We start from the raw sequence: 21943 nt of genomic DNA on the forward strand, positions 1-21943 counted from the left end.
TTTATTAGGAGAATCGTTAATGGCAAACCTTGTTGAGTTTGAAGCAATTAGAAAACAATTTATACTTGTTAAGTCTTTGGGAAGTGGCGGTACTGGGGATACATTTCTTTTAAAAGATGAAACAACCGAAATGCTTTTTGCATTTAAAAAATATGTTCCTAAGGATTCGAATTATATAGATGAATATTATGAACGCTTTGTTGATGAGATAAAAATATTATTCAGTCTATCTCACCCTAATGTAGTTCGAGTTTATAATTATTATCTGTATCCTCAAAAGAAGTCAGGCTATCTTCAAATGGAATTTATAGAAGGACAATCAATTGATGAATTTGCACCAGACCCATTTGGCGGCAAAACATGGTCAGAAATTTTCATTGAAACAATAGCTGCTTTTGAGTATTTAGAATTAAATCAAGTCCTACATAGGGATATTCGGCCTGCAAATATTATGATAGATAAAGATGAGAATGTTAAGGTTATTGATTTTGGGTTTGGTAAAAAGTTGGAAGGGTTATCTCAAGATGCTAAGAGTGTTCTTTTAAATTGGCCCGTAACTCAATTGCCAAATGAAACAGCAGATGAAAGTATATATAATCATAAAACTGAAATTTACTTTGTTGGTAAATTGCTTGACAATGTAATTGACCGGAGTATAACTGATTTCAAATTTGAACACATTATTGAAAAAATGATTCAACTGGATCCTAACAATAGATATGATTCATTCGAAGATATATCTATTGAGATTTCTCAAGGTGTTCTTGGGGAGATTGACTTTACAGAAGAACAAAAAGAAATATATGTAAACTTCGCGAACGCACTTTCTTGGTCTATTTTGTTTTTTCAGGAAAACTATTTTCCAATCCGTGACGATAACGAAGTATTAGGTAATCTTGCCAATTTAATAAGAATAAGTTCGTTAGAGAGGATTATTCAAGACAATGCACAATTAATAAGTTGTTTTGTTAATAACGGATACAGATACAGTAACAAAATGGATATTGAAGTAACAGTAATTGTAAATTTTTACCGTCTGATGGACAGCTTAAATTCATATAAGAGAAAAATTGTGTTAGATAACATAGATGCTAGATTATCTAATATAAAAGTAGAGATTAAAGAAGACGATTTACCTTTCTAATTTATAAAATATCATGGATACCTATTTAATTATTGTTTTGAAAGCGATATTTCATTAGCTAATTTCAGCTTATTGAAGTATCGCTTTTTGTCATACTTTATTTACTTTTAGAAAATAAAAATGCAGCGGTTAATAAAGGCGATTACAAAGGAAGATTTAATGGAATAAACAAAAATAGATGGTAAAGTATTACTTTAAATTGTTATAATATAACTAGTTCATAAAGAAAATAATCTGGGAATTAGTTGGTGATGTATGTTTTCTAAAGTAAGAATTTATTATGAAATTTTTCTGCTTGCCCTTATTGTTACCTCTACTATTCTTGTAGTTGTCAACATTGACTATAAAGTATTCGACCAACTCGTATGGGGGGTCCTTTTTTTGATGTTCTTCTACGACTCCTCTTTTTAAAGAATAAGAAAAAATATATAAAAAATAATCCATTTGATTTTATTGCCATCATTCCTCTGGACTCCGTTTTTCAATTTGCTCGATTTTTAAAAGTGCTTCGCCTAACGGTCCTCTTCAAAAAGACACCTGTATTTCATATTTTACAAACGAATGGGTTAAATAAGGTTATTACGATGATGGTTATCTTGATCATTTTTTCAGCTATCCCAATTACAGTTCTCGAACCTGGCATTCAAACCTTTACAGATGGCATATGGTGGGCTGTAGTGACTGCAACGACGGTGGGTTATGGTGATATATCGCCTATTACTACAACCGGAAGAGTTATAGCGGTTTTATTAATGATTTTTGGTATTGGTCTGATCGGTATGGTGACGAGTTCGATTGCTACCTACTTTATAAAAACGAACGATTCTAAGGAGATACAGCCCCCTAATCCTAATCCAACGGTGGATTATGTGAAAGGACAACTAGATAATTATCAAAACTTATCAGACCACGACTTCGAAAGGCTATTATTTCTCGTTAGTTCACTAAGAAATGAAAATAAACTTACTCAAAACAAGTCATGGGAAAGAGTACTAACTCATTAAAATTTAGGGGGAATACTATTGGCCATACGTTTTAGAAAGAGTGTAAAATTAGCGCCTGGCGTGCGTATGAACATTGGAAAGAAAGGTGTGGGCTTCTCTACAGGAGTAAAAGGTGCCAGCGTAAGTACAAGTGCAAGAGGCACAAACCTTAACGTTGGTATTCCGGGGACTGGTCTATCCAGTTCTCATAGGATTATGGGGAAGAAAACCACAAGACCACAGCGAGCAGAGTATGATCGTATTCAAGCACAAAAAGAAAAAGCAGCTGTCGCCGACCATGCAAGGCTTCAAGTTGAGGAATATCAGGCCCACGTGAACATGCTTACCTCTATGCATATTGATTCTACCGAGCCAATTGACTGGGAAAAACGAGCTCTTTCTCCTCTTCCGTTTTCTGAAAAAGAATCTGGACCTTCTTATACAAAAGCCCTTGAAACCATTAAACAATACAAACCAACCGTACGAGATCGCTTGTTTAACAGAATTGAACAAAGAAAAGAAGCTCTTCAAGCTCTTTTACTTGGAGCTGCAGCTGAAGATCAAAAGAGCCTAGACAATCATCATCAAGTGATTGGACAAGCTAAAAGAGTTTTAGCAAATGATCCGAATGAATGGTCTCATATTATAAACGTTCATCAGCCGTTTGAGGATATTGAGAAATTACATGGCAAAGTGACGTATCAAGTCATAAAACCAGGAATCATAGTGGCAAATTTAGAGATTGAATCTGAAGAGACCGTTCCTCAACATGTATTGAGCTTAACGAAAACTGGGAAATTATCAGAAAAGAAAATGGCTAAGGGTAAATACCTGCAACTCTATCAGGATTTTGTTGCTAGTGGAATGCTAAGAATTGCCCGAGAATTCTTTGCCCTCCTTCCTGTAGAAACGGTGATCGTTCATACGTATGGTTATAGCCAGGCTACAGAGCCGGCTGAATATGGTTGTCTTCTCTCCATGAAAGTACAAAGAGGAGAAGTAGAAAACATTGAATGGGAACGTATTGACTGTTCTGATACAGTAGAAAGATTTGAACACAACATGAAATTCTTAAAAACAAAAGGCTTCAAATTAGTACAGGAGGTTCATTTGCCATGACATGGGTGTTAATTATTGGTGCAATCGTGTTGCTCATTCTTTTGTTTCAATATCCACTCTTCATTATTGGTGTAGGAATTGCAATTTGGGCGGCATATGAGTGGAACGTCAATAAAAAGCTACAAGCAAAATCAAAGAAACCGGCAGCCATCCTATCCTTTGGGCTTGTCATGGCTTTAACCGGATGTATCATGACGGTTACTGAACCGGTCGAGGACATAGCCAGCACTGACCTTGAAACCACTGAAGCCTCAGCTGAAGTAGCAAATGCTGTGGATGAACAAGAAGAAGAGGCTAAACAGGAAGCTGAACGCTTAGAAGAAGAAAAGAAAAAAGAGGAAGAAGCGAAAGCAGTAGCTGCAAAGAAAGAGGAAGAACAAAAAGCTGCTGAAGAAAAAGCCAAGAAAGAGGAAGAGCAAAAGGCTGCTGAAGAAAAAGCCAAGAAAGAAGAAGAGCGAAAAGCTGCAGAACAAAAAGCCAAAGAAGAGGCTGAAGCAGCTAAAAAGGAAGAAGAGGAAAAAGAAGCTCTAAAAACTGCAGGTACGACCGACTTAATTCCAGTCACCCTTGTTCGAACAGTCGACGGGGACACCGCAGTGGTCAATTATGAGGGACAGGAACTTACAGTTAGATACCTGTTAATTGACACCCCTGAAACAAAGCATCCGCAAATGGGTGTGCAGCCTTTTGGACCTGAAGCGTCAGATCGAAATAAACAGTTAATTAATTCAGGCCAACTTTCCATTGAATTTGATGTAGGTGAGCGTACAGATAAATATGATAGGCTACTTACCTACGTTTACGTCGATGGAGTTTCTGTTCAAGAAACATTAATAAGGGAAGGTTTAGGCCGTGTAGCGTATGTTTATCCTCCCAATACTCGACACTTAGACGCTTATAAAGCTGCCGAAGCAGAAGCGAAAGCAGCAGGTCGAGGAATATGGTCAGTAGAAAATTATGCGACTTCAGAAGGTTTCAATAGTGATGTGGTAGTTGTAGAAGAACCAGTCGAAGAGGAGGCACCAGCTGAATCTTCTCCACCTCCAGCTCAAGAACAAGAGTATTTTCAAAATTGCACAGAATTAAGAACGGTTTATCCAAACGGAGTTGCATCTGATCACCCAGCTTATCAGCCTAAAATGGATCGTGATAAAGATGGCTGGGCGTGTGAAAGATAATATCATTTCTCGACGTAAACGATTAATACGTCCTTTGGATACTACGTATGTTAACAATAATTATGTTGTTATTATTAACATATGTTTTAATGTTAAATATTAATTTAAAAAAGAGATAATTCTTAAGCTATTTAAGGCTTCTGAATTGTCTCTTTTTTTTACATAAAAATTACTTGAAAAGAATTTCTCTATAAACTTGTGCCCCATTAATTAATCGACTGTAAGTAAAGATAAACTCCAAAGACCAAACCCTCCATTCCTTAAGACGGCAGCACTAACGGTCTGATCTAAAAGCAAAAAGCGCTTTTTGTCAGTCCGTAAGCGTCGCTGTGGTATTAAAGGGCTCGATAACCAAGGGCTGTACGGCTTATGCCTACAGTCCGTTGGTTCCTGATCCCTTTGCCTTCGGCCCATCCCCCACCAGCCGAAAACCGTCAATTCAAGATTAAATCCCATCAAACCCAATCGGAAACCAGCCTGACGGCTGCTATTGAAGAATAGTTGCCCTTTTGTCTTCCGAATCGTAAGACAGAGCAAGGGCTCTACTTTTCCAGCCGGTAGGACACCCGAACCTTTCCGGCAGGAAACTAAGAGCCCTAGGCAGACAGTAAAGGGGCAAAAAACTTTTTGCTTTTTCTATCCTTCTGGAGGAAGCAAAACCTTTTTTATGCTTATCCCTTGACCGCCTGCCTATGCTCGTCTTTCGTAATCTTTGCAAAAAGGGATAAATCTCTTTTTGTCTTACCTTTTTTATCAAAAAAAATAGTATAATATACTTATATACAATCACCGCGTTTTTTGGCGGTAAGTGAGAGTTGCAAAGGGGAGAAATCATGTGAAAAAAGAAGTAATACAAAGGAAATCACTCCGAATAGTTGCTAGTGAGACTCCATTTGAGCATGAACAAAAAGATAAAATTTTCAGTGCTTATTTCGCTATCACCGATTATTATAAAAAATATCCTAATCCCGGAGCTTGTCACCTAATCTCTAGTGTTTTTTATGTTCTTTTAAATGAACAAGGGATAGACAATGATTTATGTATTGGAGAAGTTAAGACAGGCGATAAATACTTTGACCATTCATGGATTGAAATTGGAGGAAAAGTTTTTGATATTGCAATACAACATACCTTAGACGAGTCTAGAAATGCCCCAGTTTACGGAGGATACAATCTATCTACGGGCCATCCGCATAATAGGGTTTATGGATCCCCTTCTCCTAGTGGATTTGATCGAGATGCAAAAAAAGTTTTAAATACTCCTTTTGTAAAATATATGGATGCATACCCGCATTTTAAAGAAGGAGCATGGAAGATTGTCAAAGTGATTGGTAAAGAGCTTCGACTTAAACTAGATTTAAAAGAACTTAAACAAACTTACAGGGATACTGAGCGCAAATTAAAATTGAAATAAAAAGGGAGGATTCTAACAATGACAAATTCTAAAAAAATAAAAGATGATATTTCTAAAACAGATTTTAAAACAGGAAAAACAAATTTTAAAGTAGAATTTGAAGGGATGTCTGCTATTCCTTTCTGGAATGATGATTTAAAGGCGAAAGCTGCTATTGCTTTATTAAAATCAATAGACATTCAAAACTATGTTAAACATAATATGTATGAACAGGCTGAGGAAGACTATCAGGAATTAATAACACTGGTCAATGCAGCCTACGGGAGAGATTTATAATACAGAAGAGACCTTCATACTTGTGGGAATGAAGGTTTTTTTGATTATTTTGATGAAACTCAAATTCAAGGATCTATACAGTTTCTTGTTGAGGTAGAAAAACGCTCATTTGTAAACTTCTAATTCGTAATACTTGTACGAGAAATAGTGTAGTTCCATATTTTGATTATAATTTATAAATAAATTTGAACTTTCATCCTTTGTCGAGTTTCTTCTATTATATATACCTATTTGAGTAACTCTCTTTCGTACTCCCTAACCAACTTATAAAAAGTAGTCTTCTTAATGTTCAATTCCTCCATTGCTTTGACTGCAGTCAACTCTCCAGACTTCCAACGATCATAGAACAATTTAAATTCTTCTGTAAGCACTGCTTTCGGTCTCCCAAATGTAGTTCCGTTCTTTAAGGCCACATCAATTCCTTCTCGGCTGACGTTTTCGAATACGTTCTCTTTCTTCTTCAGCCATCCAGGAAAGAATTTGTAATACAAGATCGGCGATAAACGTTCCTAAACTATCTTTTTATTGAGTTGTATCCAGTTGTAATGAAAGCTATGGTTTCTGTCTGGATCTCTTGCTAAGAATAAGAATGAATATTATAATTGTACTAATAATAATAATAATATATATGTACAGAGTTTGGAATGGATCATTTCTGTACAAACTGAAAGGAGAATAAGGAGAAATGAGCGTGAATGCGATGATGGGTAGAGAAAAACGCCATACACGACGCTTAAGTCAGGTCGGCAATAGTTTATCAACGGTGATTCCAAAAGAAATTGTGGTTGAGATGCAGATGAATAAAGGCGATGAGATGGAGATTTTTTATGATGAGGAAAGAGGCGAAATTGTCATGAGAAAAGCAAATCGTTCCATTCCAAAAGGCATTCGGCCAGACGTCTTAAAAGCCATGAATCGAACCATTACCAAATACGATAATGCATTACGAAATCTACGAGATCGCTAGTCATGGGGAGTGAAATGCATTGTCGGTGAATTATTTATCTGCAGAGGAAATTCTCTTTATCCACTACACCATGATGGATTTTTATGAGGATAGCGACCAGGCAGGGATTAAAAATCAGGACCGTTTTGAAGGAATGGTCGCAAGACCAAAGACCACCTTATATGGAGTCGAAACCTTTCCGACTGTGATTGAAAAGGCTTGTTGCTATTATCATTCAATCGCTAGAGGCGGCCATATTTTTCAAAACGGAAATAAGCGGACCGCTCTTACGGTACTGGAAACGTTTTTAAATATTAACGGGTTAGAGCTCATCTGGAGCGAACAACAAGCAGAAGATTTTACCGTGTATGTAGCGAATGATGACCGATTTAAAGATAATGACTGTATCCATTTTCTAAAAGAAGAACTGGAAGCATTCATTCATCCTTTAAAGGATCCATTATAATTTTAGAGATTTCTTTCGCTAATAGGAAATCGTTTATAAAGAAAGTATTATTTAATCAAACGGGTCGTTTGGAACTCACTAAGTTCCAGACGACCCGTTTTTTATCTTAAAAATAGAAATCTTTTAGCCGGAAGAAACTCGTTTTTAGGTGTAGCCTAACAGCTGACTAGAAGGTCAAGGGTAGTTCCATATAAGCAGATGTGTTATTTGTTTCCTGCAGTAGCTGCCATGTTCATCTCAAGTTCATTTAGAGGGGATACGTGTGGACAAAAAAACGAATCAATGCTTCTTTATCTTCGTGTAAGTTCATCCCATAACCCACTTTCATATAACGCTAATTTGGTTTTTTGCGGATAGCTTTGGATACAGGCTTGGATTTCCTGTTGATCCATGTCCCCTGGGGCCAGATAATCGATGATTCGTTGTTTGGCGGATTCCAGTGGTTTTTCACTGTACTTATCGTAATTCGTGAGTAAGTCCAGGACTTGAAGAAGCTTATAATTATTTTCCGTTACGGTAATGCGCGGTTTCCTCAAGATGACCCGTCTGTTTTTTAAATTAACCACTCTTTTGATATTCGTTTCTTTATTGGTGATGATTTCAATCATGCCAGGTGTTTGAGTCGTTAACTGTAAATCATTCGCAAAAGCGAGTCCTGTTCGATACCCAATCAGTTGATCTTCCTTATACAAGTATTTTTTCTTAATAATTTTATTAACACTTAATGATTTCTTTTTAAGTAAAGAGTCAGGTCTTGGGATAAAGTAGATCCCTTTATCAAAACGGATAATCTGTTCACGATCTGTCAGTCGTTTTAGATTTTGCCGTAGGGTTGTATCTTTCCCCATCATTTTATTGCGGAGATCTTCAGGGAAAATGGGTTCATTATACCCGTAGTTATCAAGTAAATAACTCAATAAATCCATTTTGCTTCACCTCCTGATTACAGTATACCATATTTATATATAATATATATAAAAACGTTACACTTGCTGTTAAGTATAGTATGTCCAGGATACACTTTATTTATACATTTTTTCTGGCTTAGAGTTTCTGGACATAGTTACGAGATTAGCTAAACGATAAATTAAACAAATCAGGAAAAATTCTATGAAAATAGTACATAGTCTAATTACAGTAGTTGTGAGGGTCAAGCGTTCCTCATGAAAAGTACACCAATAAAAAGTGCACTCTTAAATTAGGTCGATAGAAGAAAATCGAAGAAATAGAGGAGATCATTCATTCTCAATGCAGCAGGGTGGCTTACTTAGAGTGAAAAGGGAAAGAGAGGTCCATTGATTATTTCTCTCTTGAGTTTTAATTAATGGATTGTTAACTAGTGAAGACGATCACACCTTTGTATCTTCTTTTAAACCTGTTTTAATTATGCGTAGCCCCCTTTTAGTATTGAAGAGGGGCTTTATTCGTTACATATTTTTATTCCTAATATTGGACTTGGGATCTTTAGTTGAGGTGATTAACATTAATTTTAATGTTAACAATAACAACGTTGTTATTGTTGTTGTTAACATATGTTTTTTGCTAATCAAATCACTGCAGCATCGAGTCTACAAGCACGATAAAAATTTATTAAAAAGTAAAGGAAAAAGTATCATAAACGACGGAAAAATAGTGAAATTATCAAAAGGGCTGTATCCCTCTGGAGACCAGGAATTCTATCGTTATTAGTTCTTACAGGTCTTTGTTGCTTGTATGTTTAATTTTATAACACTTCCATGATACCTTTTTTACTAATACATCCAATCGCCCATTGCTAATGGAATCTATTGGATAGGTATGTCAAGTGTCGAATACAGCTATATTGGGAAGTTTATTTCTCTAACTGTTCAATTATTAAATCTGATGGGCGTTTCCTTGTACCTAGACTTCATGTTTCCCTAAAATGATCCCGTTACCTTTTTCAAAATTCCAAGTGATTTAAGTATCCTGAAGAAAGGGATTCAGCGTCTGTTGGAGAAATAGATCAACCTAGAGAAAACTAATTCATTCACAATACCCTCAAACATTTAATCCTTAGCCAGGTGGCAACACTAATGGTCTTATCCCTCTGCCACCGGCTCATCCTGTACGAGCTGTGAAGCCCAGTTTCAAATTTAAAACCCTAAAACCCAAAAACCCAATTCCAGTCGGAAAGCTGCTTCTGAAAAATAGTTGCCCTTTTTCCTTTCGTGAACGTAAGACTGAGCAAGGGCTCTACGTTTCCAGCCGGCAGGATACCCGAACCCCTCATAGCTGTACTCCCTTAATACTATCGAAGCCTTCGTCCGTTTTGAAATCTCTTGTATTAACTTTTGTCATCACTTTTGTATTCCAGAAGATCTCCAGGCTGACACTCCAATGCTTTACAAATAGCCTCTAAAGTTGATAGCCTGATCGCTTTCGCTTTCCCATTTTTTAATATTGAAAGATTAGCCATCGTGATTCCAACTTTCTCGGAGAGTTCTGTTACACTCATTTTCCTTTTAGCCAGCATCACATCAATATGAATTATAATCGCCATTTTATTCACCTCAGACCGTTAAATCATTTTCCGATTTTATGGTAATTGCTTCTTGTAAAAGTCTTTCGAGAACTGCAGCAAAGACGGCAATGACTAATGAAGCACCCACAATGACCAATCCCATAAGTACGAGACCTGGTGCATCATCCCATTCCGCTATGATAAAAATGAATGGAAGGACCACTACATACAACCCACTGATGATGAGGGCACAAATTTTGATCTTCTTGAGAGATATCACGGAGAGCTCTGTGAACGCCTGACTATTGTCAATATAACGCAGCAGCACTAAAGCTTGATATAGCGCAAAGTAAAAAGGAATGGTCGATACATACATCACGGTTAGTACGCCTAAAATCATATAAGCAAGCTCTGCGCCCGGTTGTATATGCCCAATGGCTTCTTTTATTACCTGCGGCAACCCAAAAACACACAAAGCTAGAACAGGAATTCCCATAAGAATAACAGCTGTCCTCAAGAAGAATGTTGATCCTCGTTTCATAAATAACACCTCACTAATTTATTGTATTTAAAAATTTACCACGTTATTTATCGTTTTACAATAAATATTTATTATTTTATATTTATCTTTTATTCTAAATCAATATTATTTTCATTTCTTAACATAACAAAAAGAGCATCTCATTATTAGGAAATGCTCTTGAAAAATTGAGGATATTAAAATCTTGTTGCTTATTAGCCTAAGGTGGATCCTAATAAAGCTGGCCGGGCATGTGAAAGATACGATCATTTCTCGATACGACTAACTAACACTTATCCTTTGAATAGGATATATGTTAACAATAATCATGTTGTTACTATTAACATATGTTTTAATGTTTGGTATTAATTGAAAAAAGAGATCATTTTTAAGCTATTTAAGGCTTTTGAATGGTCTTTTTTTTGTTGCATAAGAATTTCTGAAAGAATTTCGCCATATACTTGTGCTCCATTAATAAAACCCCTGAAAGTAAGATAAACCCCAAAGGCCACCCTTTCATACCTTAAGACGGCAGCACTAACGGTTTGAGCAAAAAACAAAGGCTAGTTTTTGTCAGTCCGTAAGTGTCGCTGTGGCATTAAAGGACTCGATAACCACGCGCTGTACGGCTTGCGCCTACAGACCGTAGGTTCCTGATCCCTTTGCCTTCGGCCCATCCCCCACGAGCCGAAAACCGATAATTCAAGTTCAAACCCATCAAACCCAATCGGAAACCAGTCTGACGGCTGCTTTTGAAGAATAGTTGCCCTTTTTCCTTCCGAATCGTAAGACGGAGCAAGGGCTCTACGTTTCTAGCCGGTAGGACACCCGAACCTTTCCGGCCAGACACTAAGAGCCCTAGGCGGGCGGTCAAGGGGCAAAAAACTTTTTGCTTTTCTATCCTCCAAGAGGAAGCAAAAACTTTTTATGCTAATCCCTTGACCGCCCGCCTATGCTCGTCTTTCGTTCTCCTTGCAAAAAGGGCAAAAATCATCCTTTTCAGGACTGAATCGCTTCGGAAGGAAAAAGGACAAAAATTCAAAGGAGGAAAAGAAAATGACAAAAAACGTTTATGAAATCGTTACAGACAAGATCATTGAAGAACTTGAAAAAGGAGTGGTCCCGTGGCGTAAGCCGTGGATTAATGGGGGAGCTGTCAATTGGAAAACACAAAAACCTTACCGAGGAATTAACACGTTTTTGCTGAGTGGCGGTGAATATGCAACCTTTAAGCAAATCAAAGAAGCCGGGGGGAAAGTCAAAAAAGGGGAAAAAGCTCATATCGTCGTCTTCTGGAAATTGCTCGAAAAAGAAGGAAAAGATAGCGACAAAACAGAAAAGGTACCGTTACTTCGCTATTACAAGGTGTTTGAAATTAATAATCAGGTAGAAGGGTTAAACAGCAAACGGGAACAGAAAACCTTCAACCATGATCCGATTGAAAAAGCAGAAGAAATTTATAAAGGATATCTACATTCACCCGACTATACGTTTTATTCCGGTAGAGCTGTTTATTCACCTTCGATGGATCGAATCAATTGCCCACCGTTAAAGGATTTTACGAAAGCTGAAGAATACTATTCAACACTTTTTCATGAAATGGTTCACAGCACCGGACATAAATCACGGTTGGCACGTTCAGGAGTGACAACGCAAAATGTTGCGTTTGGGGATGAAGTTTACTCGATAGAGGAATTAGTCGCTGAAATGGGAGCCGCCATGTTATGCGGCATGGCAGGGATCGAAAATCAAACCATAGACAATAGCGCAAGCTATATTCAATCTTGGCTCAGGTCTTTAAAGGAAGATCACAAGTTAGTTGTTCGAGCAGCTGGACAAGCTCAAAAAGCCTCTGATTTCATTCTAAATATTAGGTTTGAAGAAAACAAAGACTAACCTCCAACAACACAAGCACAAAATCGCCGAAGATCAAGCAGCTGTAAGCCGCAGCTGCTTGGACCCACGAAAGGAAGAAAAGCATTCGCTTTTCCTGGTTATTAAGCAGGCATCGAGCCTGCAAGACCGCTGCTAAAGCAGCAATCAAGAAAAAAGGACATTATCTGCTTCACAAGACAGGACCTAAATCCAAAGCATATGCATTAACTCCATTGAAGTAATGGTATACCTCTTGTTCGTCATCAATATTTCTTAAAGTAGACCGATTATTGAGATAATCCAAGTGTTCTCTAGACCTTCATGGACTTTATTACTCATCATCGAAAATTTGTCGCTTTCTTGCTTTATTCAATACACTTACATTACTCTCATTATTAGTGATCCATCTACTGACCCCTTCTATTATAGATTCACTATATATTCGCTTGCTTTTCATTATATTGTTTTCCTTCTAGTGAACAACAAATTTCTGGTAATGTAAGTGAACCCATCATGGATAAAATCCAGTTTTCTTCTTCGATCCTCTTTTTAATTCAAGAACAATATGGTTCTTATAAATTTTTTAGTTCTATTCTAAATCTCCTTATTCTAGTCTCTTTCATACTTCTTTTTCATTTTTCCTCTAAATTAAACACTTAGTAACACGACAATAATTTTTTATCGCTTTTTCAATAGTTCCCAAAATTTACTGCCCCTCTCTTACCTTCTGTTTGGTACAAGGAGATAATTTCTGTTTTCTGAATGTTACTAATAAACACTGGCCTAATAATTTTGATAAAAATAGTATTAAATCAGTTATTTATTAAGATGTGTGGAAATAATGACTATTGGAGGTGTGGTATAGCCATGTTAAAATTATTTTTTATCTACATATCACTTTTTGTATTCATATTTATTTTTGTTATTGGATTGTTATATTTGATAGTAGGGATAGATTCCTGATAGCACTCAATGTTTCCTGCAGCAATCTCTTCCCTCAGATATGTGTGAGCCCCCTTTTAGTATTGAAGAGAGGGTTTATTCGTTACACCTTTTTTTATTCCTAATTTTGGCCTCGGGATCTTTAGTTGAGGTGGTTAATATTAGTTTAACAATAACAATATTGTTGTTGTTAACATATGTTTTACTTCTAAACAAATTACTGCAGCATCGAGCCTATAGGTTGCTTTATAATAAAAAATCTATTAAAAATTAAAGAAAAAGTATCATAAAAGACGTAAAAGTATTAAAATTATCAAAAGGGCTGTATCCCTTAATAGTTGATAAAGTAAAAATGGGGAAAGATATTCATTAAGCAAAAGAAGAAAGGAGTTTTGATTTATTGAAAAGCACAGGTGTAGTAAAAAAAATTGATCCAATAGGGAGAATAACAATCCCTAGTAAATTGAGAAGAGCAATTGATGTTGAATTAAAAGATCCGGTGGAACTTTATACTGAAAAGGATATAATTATTCTCAAGAAATACGAACCTATACATACCTGCATTATTACTGGTGAAGAGTCAGAGAAAAACCTTAAAATATCTGATGATGTTATTTTGAGTCCAAAAGGGGCTAGCATAATACTTGAAGAAATAAGAGAACGTTTTTAAATCCTAAGGCGCTTTCGAACAACAGTATGTTCGGTAATTCTTTGTTGTTGCTCCATTTCAAACGCCAAAGGTGGGCTCGCCTTCTCTAATTTGGTTAAGCAATTAGACATTATTTCTTTCTTTTGTTTAAATGTATAATTTTGGTTTTGGCTCATCTCTTTTAAGGTACTGCCAACAGAAGTAAATACGCTTAAATAGCTTTTTATGTCCATTTAATCACATCCAATACATTTGATCATATTGTATATGAGTAAAAGGCTGCAAAGGTAGCAAAAAAAAAAGCCCAGGAGTGGGTAACACCTGGGTAGGTCGGAACAATTCCTAATGAAAGGAATTGTTAATATATTTTAACATAATTTAATTATAATTTGAAGAATAGACGGTATGCTTTTTGGGAAATCGCAAATAATAAGGTTATGCTTCTTTTACCTCCCCCAAAAGAATGCGTATACCTGTCATTAAAATAATTGGTTTCTGCCTCCAATCCTAGAAGCCTTAAAGGCGTCAAAATAATTTTCTTTAGAAAATTATTTTGACGTTAAATTTGTGTCTTTTACACAATGGGGAGTTTGCTACGAAAGTATTTACCTATCAGAGGCAGCCATGACTACATCAGACAGCGGTTCTTCATCATTTGGAACAAATGCATCTCTTTGAACCGTGTACATAGCGATTTTGTTTTCACCTTGTTTAATGTTAATTGAAACGGTCCTCGCACCTTCAATATCATCTTGCTGAAGGAAATCATAGGTTTTGGTTTACAACATGTTGGGTGGCAAGTCTAGGTAGTAATTCTTCGCTCATATGTACGAATACCGTCAGTTACGCCTACTTATAGTATTTCCTGATTTGTTTTTATTCTTTCCCAAAGGTAAAATTGAAATGATGTACTTAGCTTGATGGAGTTTTAGTATAAAAAAGTTGAAGGGTTATTTAAATATAGCCCATTTCTTTTAAGTAGATGGTGCTTTTTATTGATGGCTCCTTGTCAATTGTGTTCCCGCACCCAATCGGAGATTTGATGGTTTTTCGCTTCAAAACATTAGCTCAGACCTCCTCTTTCTATAGGGGTCTGGGCTAATTCGATTTATTATTTTGTTAATTCTATAAGCCATTTTTTAAAATCCACCAACCGATTATTTTCAGGTGTTTTTTCTGTTCCTGCGATGATAAGAGGTACTAAAGAATCCAATTTGTGCAAAGACCCGTGAGCCCCTCCTCCTACATGGTTAGGACTATGTGTGCCAATAAATTCATATCCAGGTTTTGCATCCACGATTATAAACTGATCATTGTGAGAATAAAGAGCTCCATAAAGCCTTGAAAGAGCATCTGGATACTCATCATACATAATTTCATTTTGGTTGTTTACCGTTAAATCCAAAACGGCTGGATTTCCATTTATTGACCACGATTGTTTATATTTATCCTTATAAGAACCATGAGGTGAGAAGGTGAGAATTTCATCAGAATCTGTGGACATTACATGGGCAATTTTATTAACTTTCCATGCAATAAAACCAATTCTGGATTCTTTTTTTAATTCAGATATAATATCTGCTGCTTCAATGGTTTCAGCTTGTATATAAATGTATGCCATCCTTTCATTGACTGCTAAAGCAAGCTCTTTGCTGGCGGGGTTATCAAAATCCCAAAAAGTATACTCATTCAATAGTGAATTTAAATCAATCAAGGCCTCATCACGGTTATCAATCACATCAGATTGTCCGCTGTCTCCATGCACAATCCATATAGCTTTATCAATCGCATCATCCCATGAAGAATACGTATTTAAAATTGTTTGAATTTGCTTATCCACTTCCTCAATTTCTTTTCGCTCTTTTACACCATGTTTATGAACTGGACGATCCAGATTCGGGAAATAGGCAAGAGTAAAAGCAGGCAACTTATCTTGTTGCAAAAGATAGTTCACCTCATTTGTCGTGAATTGATCATTCATTCCAAGACCTTGCCAGGCATTCGCAAATCGATCATTTTTCGGGTTAATTTGTGAAAGGCTTCCTAAGGAAAGGACATCTGGGCCGTTTATTTCAACATTACTCGATAGTACATTCACCCCTGATATAAGCTTTGGAATCGTCAAAGAGTGTATATGTTCACCTCGATAGACCAGACCATTTATAGAAGCGGATTGAATGTCACTTTTCGTCAATTCCTCGTAAATAGTGGGTGTGAATGGATTTAAATGAGAGTGATTTAACTGGATTAAACTATTATGAGCGACTTCACTAAACCCGGCATTCCATATTTCACTAAATCCGCCTCCATATATAACTAATCGGTTTTCATCTTTTTTAAACCAGCTGAGTCCGGGGATTTTATGCTTATCGGCATACGTACCCGTCAGCAAAGTGCTGTCTATTGTCACAGACATTGTAGGATAAGAGCTGACCACGTCTGAATGGTACTGTCCATGTTCTAGTAAAAATTTGAGCGCCGGCGCTTTTCCTTCATTAATTGTTTTTTGCAATGGCTCATCCATTAACGAATCGATCACGAATAATATTACGGGCTTATCCGTTTTATTAATAAGGATGTTATCTAAGTCTTTTGCAGGAGTTAGTAAAAAATACCAGCATATTAAAACGATCATCGATATAAAAATTACGACTGATAACAGGATTTTACGCACCATAAAAATCACCCTTTACATTCAATCTTAGTAGTATGGGTTAAAAAAGAAAGAGAATACTTCATAACAAATAAAAGCTCATAGCAAGACCTTGATGCGGGTCCTGTCTATAAGTTTTTACTTGTCTTAACGGGGATTTTCTTTTTAAATGGCTATTGTTGAGAGTTGTTATTTTGCTTCTTCATCATGCCTTGAACCGAATTTGGGGTTTTTTGTAATCCTGCTTCGTTCATCATTCCTTGTTCACTCATCATACCTTGTACAGCGTTAGGCGCTTTTTGAGCTGCTGTACCCCCAAACATTGATTTAATGTTATTAAGCATCGGCTGGAAAGTTCCGTTGCGCAACCCTCTTGTTACTCCAAAAATAGCTGCCCCTACTGCACCAAGAGACAACATTGAGCCGAAGACACCATTTCGTTTATTCATAACGTACCCCTCCTCACTATTTTTAAGAGCATTTTTAGTATGTTGAAGCAAGGTCTGATTATACTGGAGATTATTGTTATTTTTTTGTAACGTAAAATAAAATGACCTCTGGTCTACGATCCTATATACGGCGAATAGTTGGTAATACACTCCATAAAAATTTATGCATTAGTAAAAATGAGCTAAATTAGTTATGAAATGATTGAGTAAGAACCATCTTTATAACTTGAGTAGTGAACTTTGCTTTTAATTGTAATGGCTGAAGTGCTTATTATACTAATAGGTATAATTAAGTTATTAGAAAGATTATTTCAGGGAATTAATAAGTTGGCTGGACTTTTTCTAACGTTCGGCAAACCTAGTCAAGCCTCTCCTTGTACCTCGGTACACCCCTGGGATTTACTCAGGGGATTTTAACTTTAAGGAATATATGAGATTGGTCTAGTCAGATTCCGGGCAACCTTACTTAAGATGAATCCTCTTTGTTTTTAAGAGATTCAATATTTAAACCTTTAGGTTTAACGGCAAGATCGAACGAATATTAACTCAGAAGGTATTTGATATTTACATAAAAAAATCTCCCATAAACTATGGATGGGAGAATTTCTGGGATAAATGCTTTGGGTATCGTTTCTAATCCTCAGGATTTAGATCATTTTCATCTACTCCATCATTGTCTGGATCCTCGAATGGTTCTTCAACTTCTTCCTCAAACTCTTGAACGTTTCTCTCCGCATCATTTGCATCATCAGTGTCGTTGTTACATCCGACTAGTGCCGCTGATAACAATAAACCCGTGAACATCGTAAGCCACTTTTTATTCATGAAATAGTAACCTCCTTTCTCTCTGCTATTATTGTTACCGTTTCCCTTTAAAGTATGTACCTTGAATTTTTATGGATATGGATATAATTATGCTTCAATTATTTTGGTGGGAGCTTACCTTTGTATCTTTTCTTTTGGCCTCGGGATCTTTAATTGAGGTGATTAATATTAATTTGAATGTTAACAATAGCAACATTGTTGTTGTTGACATATATTTCTCTACTAAATACATTACTGCAGCCTCGATCCTATACGCAGCTTTATAAAAAATTTGTTAAAAATTAAATAAAAAGTATCAGAATGTACGAAAAAGTATTAAAATTATCAAAAGAGCTGTATCCCTCTGGAGACTAGGAATTCTATTGTTATTTCCACTTTTTAAGGACCTTATCGTTAGAAAGACTTTTAATAGTTGCTGAAGTAGAAATGGGGAAAGATAAAATAAAAAAGTCAATGTCATTAGAAACCGAAGCAATAGGAGAAGGGAGTATTAATTTATTGAAAAGCACAAGTGTAGTAAAAAAAATTGATCCAATAGGAAGAATAACAATCCCTAGTGAATTAAGAAGAGCAATTAATGTTGAAGTAAAAGATCCGGTGGAACTCTATAATGAAAAGGATTTAATTATTCTCAAGAAATACGAACCTATACATACCTGCATTATTACTGGTGAAGAGTCAGAGAAAAACCTTAAATTATCTGATGATGTTATTTTGAGTCCAACAGGGGTTAGCATACTACTTGAAGAAATAAGAAAACGTTTTTAAATTTAAGACTTTTCGAACAACAGTTGTTTTTAAAGTCTTTGTTATATGGCGAATCCTATAATCATTTCTTATACATAATACCTTTTTTGCATATACATCCAATCGCACCCTGAGAAGAGTATTGATTTACCGTATTCTAGCCGATAAATGGAACAGGTCCCTTTTATCGGCTGGAAATTTGTTCTGAGACGTTACATGTTTTTCAAAAAGCAGTATTAGAAGATCTTCCGGAAGAATGGGATTCAAATTATTTTTATCGTTTACTGGAAAAAGGAGAATATCTTAAAGCCCAAAAATAAAATGCCCCTATTTGTAATACCCTTAACTTGGCGGCAGCACGAACGGTCTGAGCAAAAAGCAAAGACCGCTTTTTGTCATGCCGTAATTGTCGCTGGGGCATTAAAGGGCTCGATAACCACGGGCTGTACGGCTTGCGCCTACAGACCGTAGGTTCCTGATCCCTTTGCCTTCGGCCCATCCCCCACGAGCCGAAAAGCGTCAATACAACGTTTTAAACCCAATCGGAAAGCAGCCTGAAGGCTGCTATTAAAGAACATTTGCCCTTTTGCCTTCCGAATCGTAAGACGGAGCAAGGGCTCTACGTTTCTAGCCGGTAGGACACCCGAACCTTTCCGGCTACAAACGAAGAGCCCTAGGCGGGCGGTCAAGGGGCAAAAAACTTTTTGCTTTATTTATCCTCCAAGAGGAAGCAAAAACTTTTTGTGCTAATCCCTTGACCGCCTGCCTATGCTCGTCTTTCGTTCTCCTTGCAAAGAGGGCAAAAATCATCCTTTTCAGGAATGAATCGCTTCGGAAGGCAAAGAAGCAAACGAAAAGAGAAAATACTCAAACACCTAAATCTTTTAAATAGTGTCTAAACGGAATAAAAATGAAAGGAGGTGAAGAAAAGAAAGAAGCGTTGAACTGATCATTCAACGGGTAACATACAAAATCCCAATTATAAAGGAGTTTTAAAAGTGGAGAATCCGAAACTAACACCAATTTTTGAAGTAGTAAAAATTAAGCAGGTAGTAAAGGAAACGAACGCACCGTTTGAAAATTTTCCTGTTCGCTCTCCAGAGGATGTAAACAAAGTAGCTTCCGCTCATATCGCAGACGATGACCGAGAAGTCTTTCTTGTAATCGTACTCAACACTAAAAATCAAATTATTGCTTTGCACCGAGCGCATATAGGCTCCATTAACGCCAGCATTGTTCACCCAAGAGATGTACTAAAAGCTGCCATTTTAAATAATGGAGCCTCTATAGCCGTCAGCCATAACCATCCTTCAGGAAACAGTCAGCCAAGCGCTGAAGATATTTCAGCTACCAAAAGGCTTTATGAATCTTGTGAGCTTTTGGGAATTGATCTTTTAGATCATGTAGTCGTCACCCATACAGGGCAATATTCAAGTATGAGGGAATTAGGCTATATCTTTTAAAAACGGGCAGGAGGGAGAAATCCCTCTTGTTTAAAGAAAAGAAAAGGGACCATCAGCTGAAAGGAGCAGCTGGTGATCCCGACGAAGGGAAGAAAAGCATTCGCTTTTCCTGATTATTAAGCAGGCATCGAGCCTGCAAGACCGCTGCTTATGCAGCTTTTAAAATATGTAAAGAAAGTATCTGCTTTAACAAATGCTTCTCTAGTGCATTAATTCATAGCCAATGTAAACACTCAGTCATATTATAACTGGGTTTATATTTTAAATAAAAATGGATAGGAAGCCCTAAGATGCTTTATTGCTTTCCAATGTTATTTATTGCTTTCCAGATTTTGAAGTGGGATTATTAAGAAATAAGTTAGTCATTGAACCAAAACAAGAACATGTTATCTCTATAAATATAAATGATGGAGGGTAATTCCTTTGACGATTGCGCTTGTAACGCTCGTTGTACTAATTCTGATCAATGCTTTTTTTGCTGCTTCAGAGCTTGCTTTGGTAAACCTGAATGACAACAAAGTGAAGCGGGCTGCAGATAATGGAGATGCAAAAGCTCAAACGCTATACAAACTCATTTCACAGCCAAGCCTTTTTCTGAGTACGATTCAAATTGGCATTACGCTTGCAGGGTTCTTATCCAGTGCATTCGCTGCAGATTTTTTCGCGGGTCCGCTCGCTGAAACATTGGTTAATTGGGGCGTTCCGTTGTCATTTGGTGTGCTGAACACCGTTTCAGTCATTACCATCACCATTATCCTGTCATACTTTACACTGGTTTTTGGGGAGCTTGTGCCAAAACAGCTTGCACTTCAAAAAGCTGAAGCCATTTCTAACATTGCAGCTACGCCCCTTTCTGTACTGGCGAAAATCAGTGCACCGATTATCTTTATTCTGACCATGTCTACTAATGCAGTCGTCCGCCTATTCGGTGTTGATCCGAATGCAAAAAGTGAAGAGGCTACTGAGGAAGATATCAGAATGCTTGTAGACGTCGGGCGTGAAAGAGGCACCATTAATCTTGAGGAAAAGATCATGATTAATAATATTTTTGAATTTAACGATACCATCGCAACAGATATTATTACTCATCGCAGAGATATATCTGCTCTCCCGATTGATGCAACCTTTGAAGATGTACTTTCATTAATAAAAGAAAAACGCTTTACACACTTTCCTGTTTATGAAGAGACAATTGATAATATAAAAGGAGTTTTACATTCGAAAGACCTTTTCCAGTACATTGGAAATGGCGAGCCTTTCGATTTAAAAGATGTTATTAGAAAACCGTTTTTTGTATTAGAATCGCAGCCCATTGATGTGCTGTTTGCTTCGATGCAAAAAAGTAACATGCATATCGCGATTGTGATTGATGAATATGGCGGCACGGAAGGGATTATTACAATTGAAGATGTTATTGAAGAGATTGTAGGAGAGATCTCAAGTGAAAGCCTGGAAACTTTGCCTGAGCAGGAAATTGTCGAACTGGAACCAGGTGTGTATATTACCCGGGGAACGGTTAGGCTTTGGGAGCTAGAAGAAGCAATTAAGGTCAGCCTGCCATCAGGGGAGCTTGACACAGTCAGCGGTTTTATTATTCATGAGCTTGGCTATATCCCAAATGAATTGGACAAGCCTTTTGTTCCGTATAAAAACGTTGTGTTTAATGTACTTGAAGTATCCGAGAACAGAATCGAACGGGTGAAGATCCTTGTCAATCAGTCTGAAGACTCCGAGCCTGAAGAATAATGTAAATTAGGCTGCTGTTTTTAAGCAGCCTTTGTTGATTTTCCATCCATACGAAAAGAGGTAAAT

20 protein-coding genes and 1 pseudogene are annotated in these 21943 nt (G+C 36.8%); 13 read left to right on the forward strand and 8 right to left on the reverse strand.

What is annotated here, in order from left to right; translation table 11 throughout:
• The first annotated feature begins 19 nt into the window (after positions 1–19).
• From C4B60_RS19330 to C4B60_RS19355, 6 genes are all read left to right on the forward strand, one after another.
• A complete protein-coding gene (locus tag C4B60_RS19330) occupies positions 20–1144 on the forward strand; it encodes a protein kinase family protein (RefSeq protein WP_104059685.1) in 1125 nt (374 codons plus the stop codon).
• 365 nt (positions 1145–1509) lie between these two features.
• Complete coding sequence (locus C4B60_RS19335; RefSeq protein ID WP_104059686.1) at positions 1510–2148, forward strand: potassium channel family protein; 639 nt, start codon at positions 1510–1512, stop codon at positions 2146–2148.
• An 18-nt stretch (positions 2149–2166) separates the two neighbouring features.
• A complete protein-coding gene (locus tag C4B60_RS19340; RefSeq protein ID WP_104059687.1) occupies positions 2167–3246 on the forward strand; it encodes a DUF4236 domain-containing protein in 1080 nt (359 codons plus the stop codon).
• Positions 3243–4424: a thermonuclease family protein gene (locus C4B60_RS21920; protein ID WP_280632288.1), complete on the forward strand. Its 1182-nt coding sequence runs from the start codon at positions 3243–3245 to the stop codon at positions 4422–4424. The genes C4B60_RS19340 and C4B60_RS21920 overlap by 4 nt, the downstream gene beginning before the upstream one ends.
• An 835-nt stretch (positions 4425–5259) precedes the next feature.
• Entirely contained in the window at positions 5260–5838 is a 579-nt protein-coding gene (locus C4B60_RS19350) for a lasso peptide biosynthesis protein (protein WP_167578715.1), read from the forward strand.
• Between the two features lie 18 nt (positions 5839–5856).
• Positions 5857–6114, forward strand: coding sequence for a hypothetical protein (locus C4B60_RS19355; protein ID WP_104059689.1), 258 nt, complete (start codon positions 5857–5859; stop codon positions 6112–6114).
• A 227-nt stretch (positions 6115–6341) separates the two neighbouring features.
• Here the strand turns inward: C4B60_RS19355 and C4B60_RS21785 are convergent.
• Positions 6342–6654 (reverse strand): annotated as a pseudogene (locus C4B60_RS21785) (recombinase family protein); the annotation flags it as partial.
• 145 nt (positions 6655–6799) lie between these two features.
• Here C4B60_RS21785 and C4B60_RS19365 point away from each other — a divergent pair.
• Positions 6800–7081: an AbrB/MazE/SpoVT family DNA-binding domain-containing protein gene (locus C4B60_RS19365; RefSeq protein WP_425331182.1), complete on the forward strand. Its 282-nt coding sequence runs from the start codon at positions 6800–6802 to the stop codon at positions 7079–7081.
• A gap of 25 nt (positions 7082–7106) precedes the next feature.
• Positions 7107–7526, forward strand: coding sequence for a type II toxin-antitoxin system death-on-curing family toxin (locus C4B60_RS19370; protein WP_104059706.1), 420 nt, complete (start codon positions 7107–7109; stop codon positions 7524–7526).
• Between the two features lie 290 nt (positions 7527–7816).
• Here C4B60_RS19370 and C4B60_RS19375 read toward each other — a convergent pair whose 3' ends face one another.
• The 3 genes from C4B60_RS19375 to C4B60_RS19390 form a co-directional block, all read right to left on the reverse strand.
• A complete protein-coding gene (locus tag C4B60_RS19375) occupies positions 7817–8452 on the reverse strand; it encodes a DUF6088 family protein (RefSeq protein WP_104059690.1) in 636 nt (211 codons plus the stop codon).
• 1379 nt (positions 8453–9831) lie between these two features.
• Positions 9832–10047 carry a helix-turn-helix domain-containing protein gene (locus tag C4B60_RS19385; protein WP_104059692.1) on the reverse strand — a complete coding sequence of 72 codons (216 nt, stop codon included), beginning with the start codon at positions 10045–10047 and terminating at the stop codon, positions 9832–9834.
• 10 nt (positions 10048–10057) lie between these two features.
• Positions 10058–10549 (reverse strand): DUF2975 domain-containing protein, encoded by a 492-nt coding sequence (locus tag C4B60_RS19390; RefSeq protein WP_104059693.1) that lies wholly within the window; start codon positions 10547–10549, stop codon positions 10058–10060.
• 1035 nt (positions 10550–11584) lie between these two features.
• Between C4B60_RS19390 and C4B60_RS19395 the strand changes: the two genes are divergently transcribed.
• Entirely contained in the window at positions 11585–12424 is an 840-nt protein-coding gene (locus C4B60_RS19395) for an ArdC family protein (protein ID WP_104059694.1), read from the forward strand.
• 1321 nt (positions 12425–13745) lie between these two features.
• The gene (locus tag C4B60_RS19405) at positions 13746–14015 is read left to right on the forward strand and encodes an AbrB/MazE/SpoVT family DNA-binding domain-containing protein (RefSeq protein ID WP_104059696.1); all 270 of its coding nucleotides are present in this window, start codon (positions 13746–13748) and stop codon (positions 14013–14015) included.
• On the opposite strand, the gene C4B60_RS19410 is transcribed toward C4B60_RS19405, so the two are convergent.
• From C4B60_RS19410 to C4B60_RS19425, 4 genes are all read right to left on the reverse strand, one after another.
• A complete protein-coding gene (locus C4B60_RS19410; protein ID WP_104059697.1) occupies positions 14012–14227 on the reverse strand; it encodes a hypothetical protein in 216 nt (71 codons plus the stop codon). The two genes, C4B60_RS19405 and C4B60_RS19410, sit on opposite strands and share 4 nt — an antisense overlap.
• Before the next feature lie 878 nt (positions 14228–15105).
• Positions 15106–16533, reverse strand: coding sequence for an alkaline phosphatase family protein (locus tag C4B60_RS19415; RefSeq protein ID WP_245154060.1), 1428 nt, complete (start codon positions 16531–16533; stop codon positions 15106–15108).
• A gap of 287 nt (positions 16534–16820) precedes the next feature.
• Positions 16821–17096, reverse strand: coding sequence for a hypothetical protein (locus C4B60_RS19420; protein ID WP_104059699.1), 276 nt, complete (start codon positions 17094–17096; stop codon positions 16821–16823).
• A gap of 633 nt (positions 17097–17729) precedes the next feature.
• Positions 17730–17921, reverse strand: a complete 192-nt coding sequence (locus C4B60_RS19425; RefSeq protein WP_104059700.1) for a hypothetical protein — start codon at positions 17919–17921, stop codon at positions 17730–17732.
• Between the two features lie 426 nt (positions 17922–18347).
• Between C4B60_RS19425 and C4B60_RS19430 the strand changes: the two genes are divergently transcribed.
• From C4B60_RS19430 to C4B60_RS19445, 3 genes are all read left to right on the forward strand, one after another.
• Positions 18348–18689, forward strand: coding sequence for an AbrB/MazE/SpoVT family DNA-binding domain-containing protein (locus C4B60_RS19430; RefSeq protein WP_245154061.1), 342 nt, complete (start codon positions 18348–18350; stop codon positions 18687–18689).
• Positions 18690–19666: 977 nt separating this feature from the next.
• Positions 19667–20131 carry a JAB domain-containing protein gene (locus tag C4B60_RS19440; RefSeq protein WP_104059625.1) on the forward strand — a complete coding sequence of 155 codons (465 nt, stop codon included), beginning with the start codon at positions 19667–19669 and terminating at the stop codon, positions 20129–20131.
• Positions 20132–20554: 423 nt separating this feature from the next.
• Positions 20555–21877, forward strand: coding sequence for a hemolysin family protein (locus C4B60_RS19445; RefSeq protein ID WP_104059626.1), 1323 nt, complete (start codon positions 20555–20557; stop codon positions 21875–21877).
• The last annotated feature ends 66 nt before the right edge of the window (positions 21878–21943 follow it).

This window comes from Jeotgalibacillus proteolyticus (assembly GCF_002926065.1).
GTDB classification, from domain to species: domain Bacteria; phylum Bacillota; class Bacilli; order Bacillales; family Jeotgalibacillaceae; genus Jeotgalibacillus; species Jeotgalibacillus proteolyticus.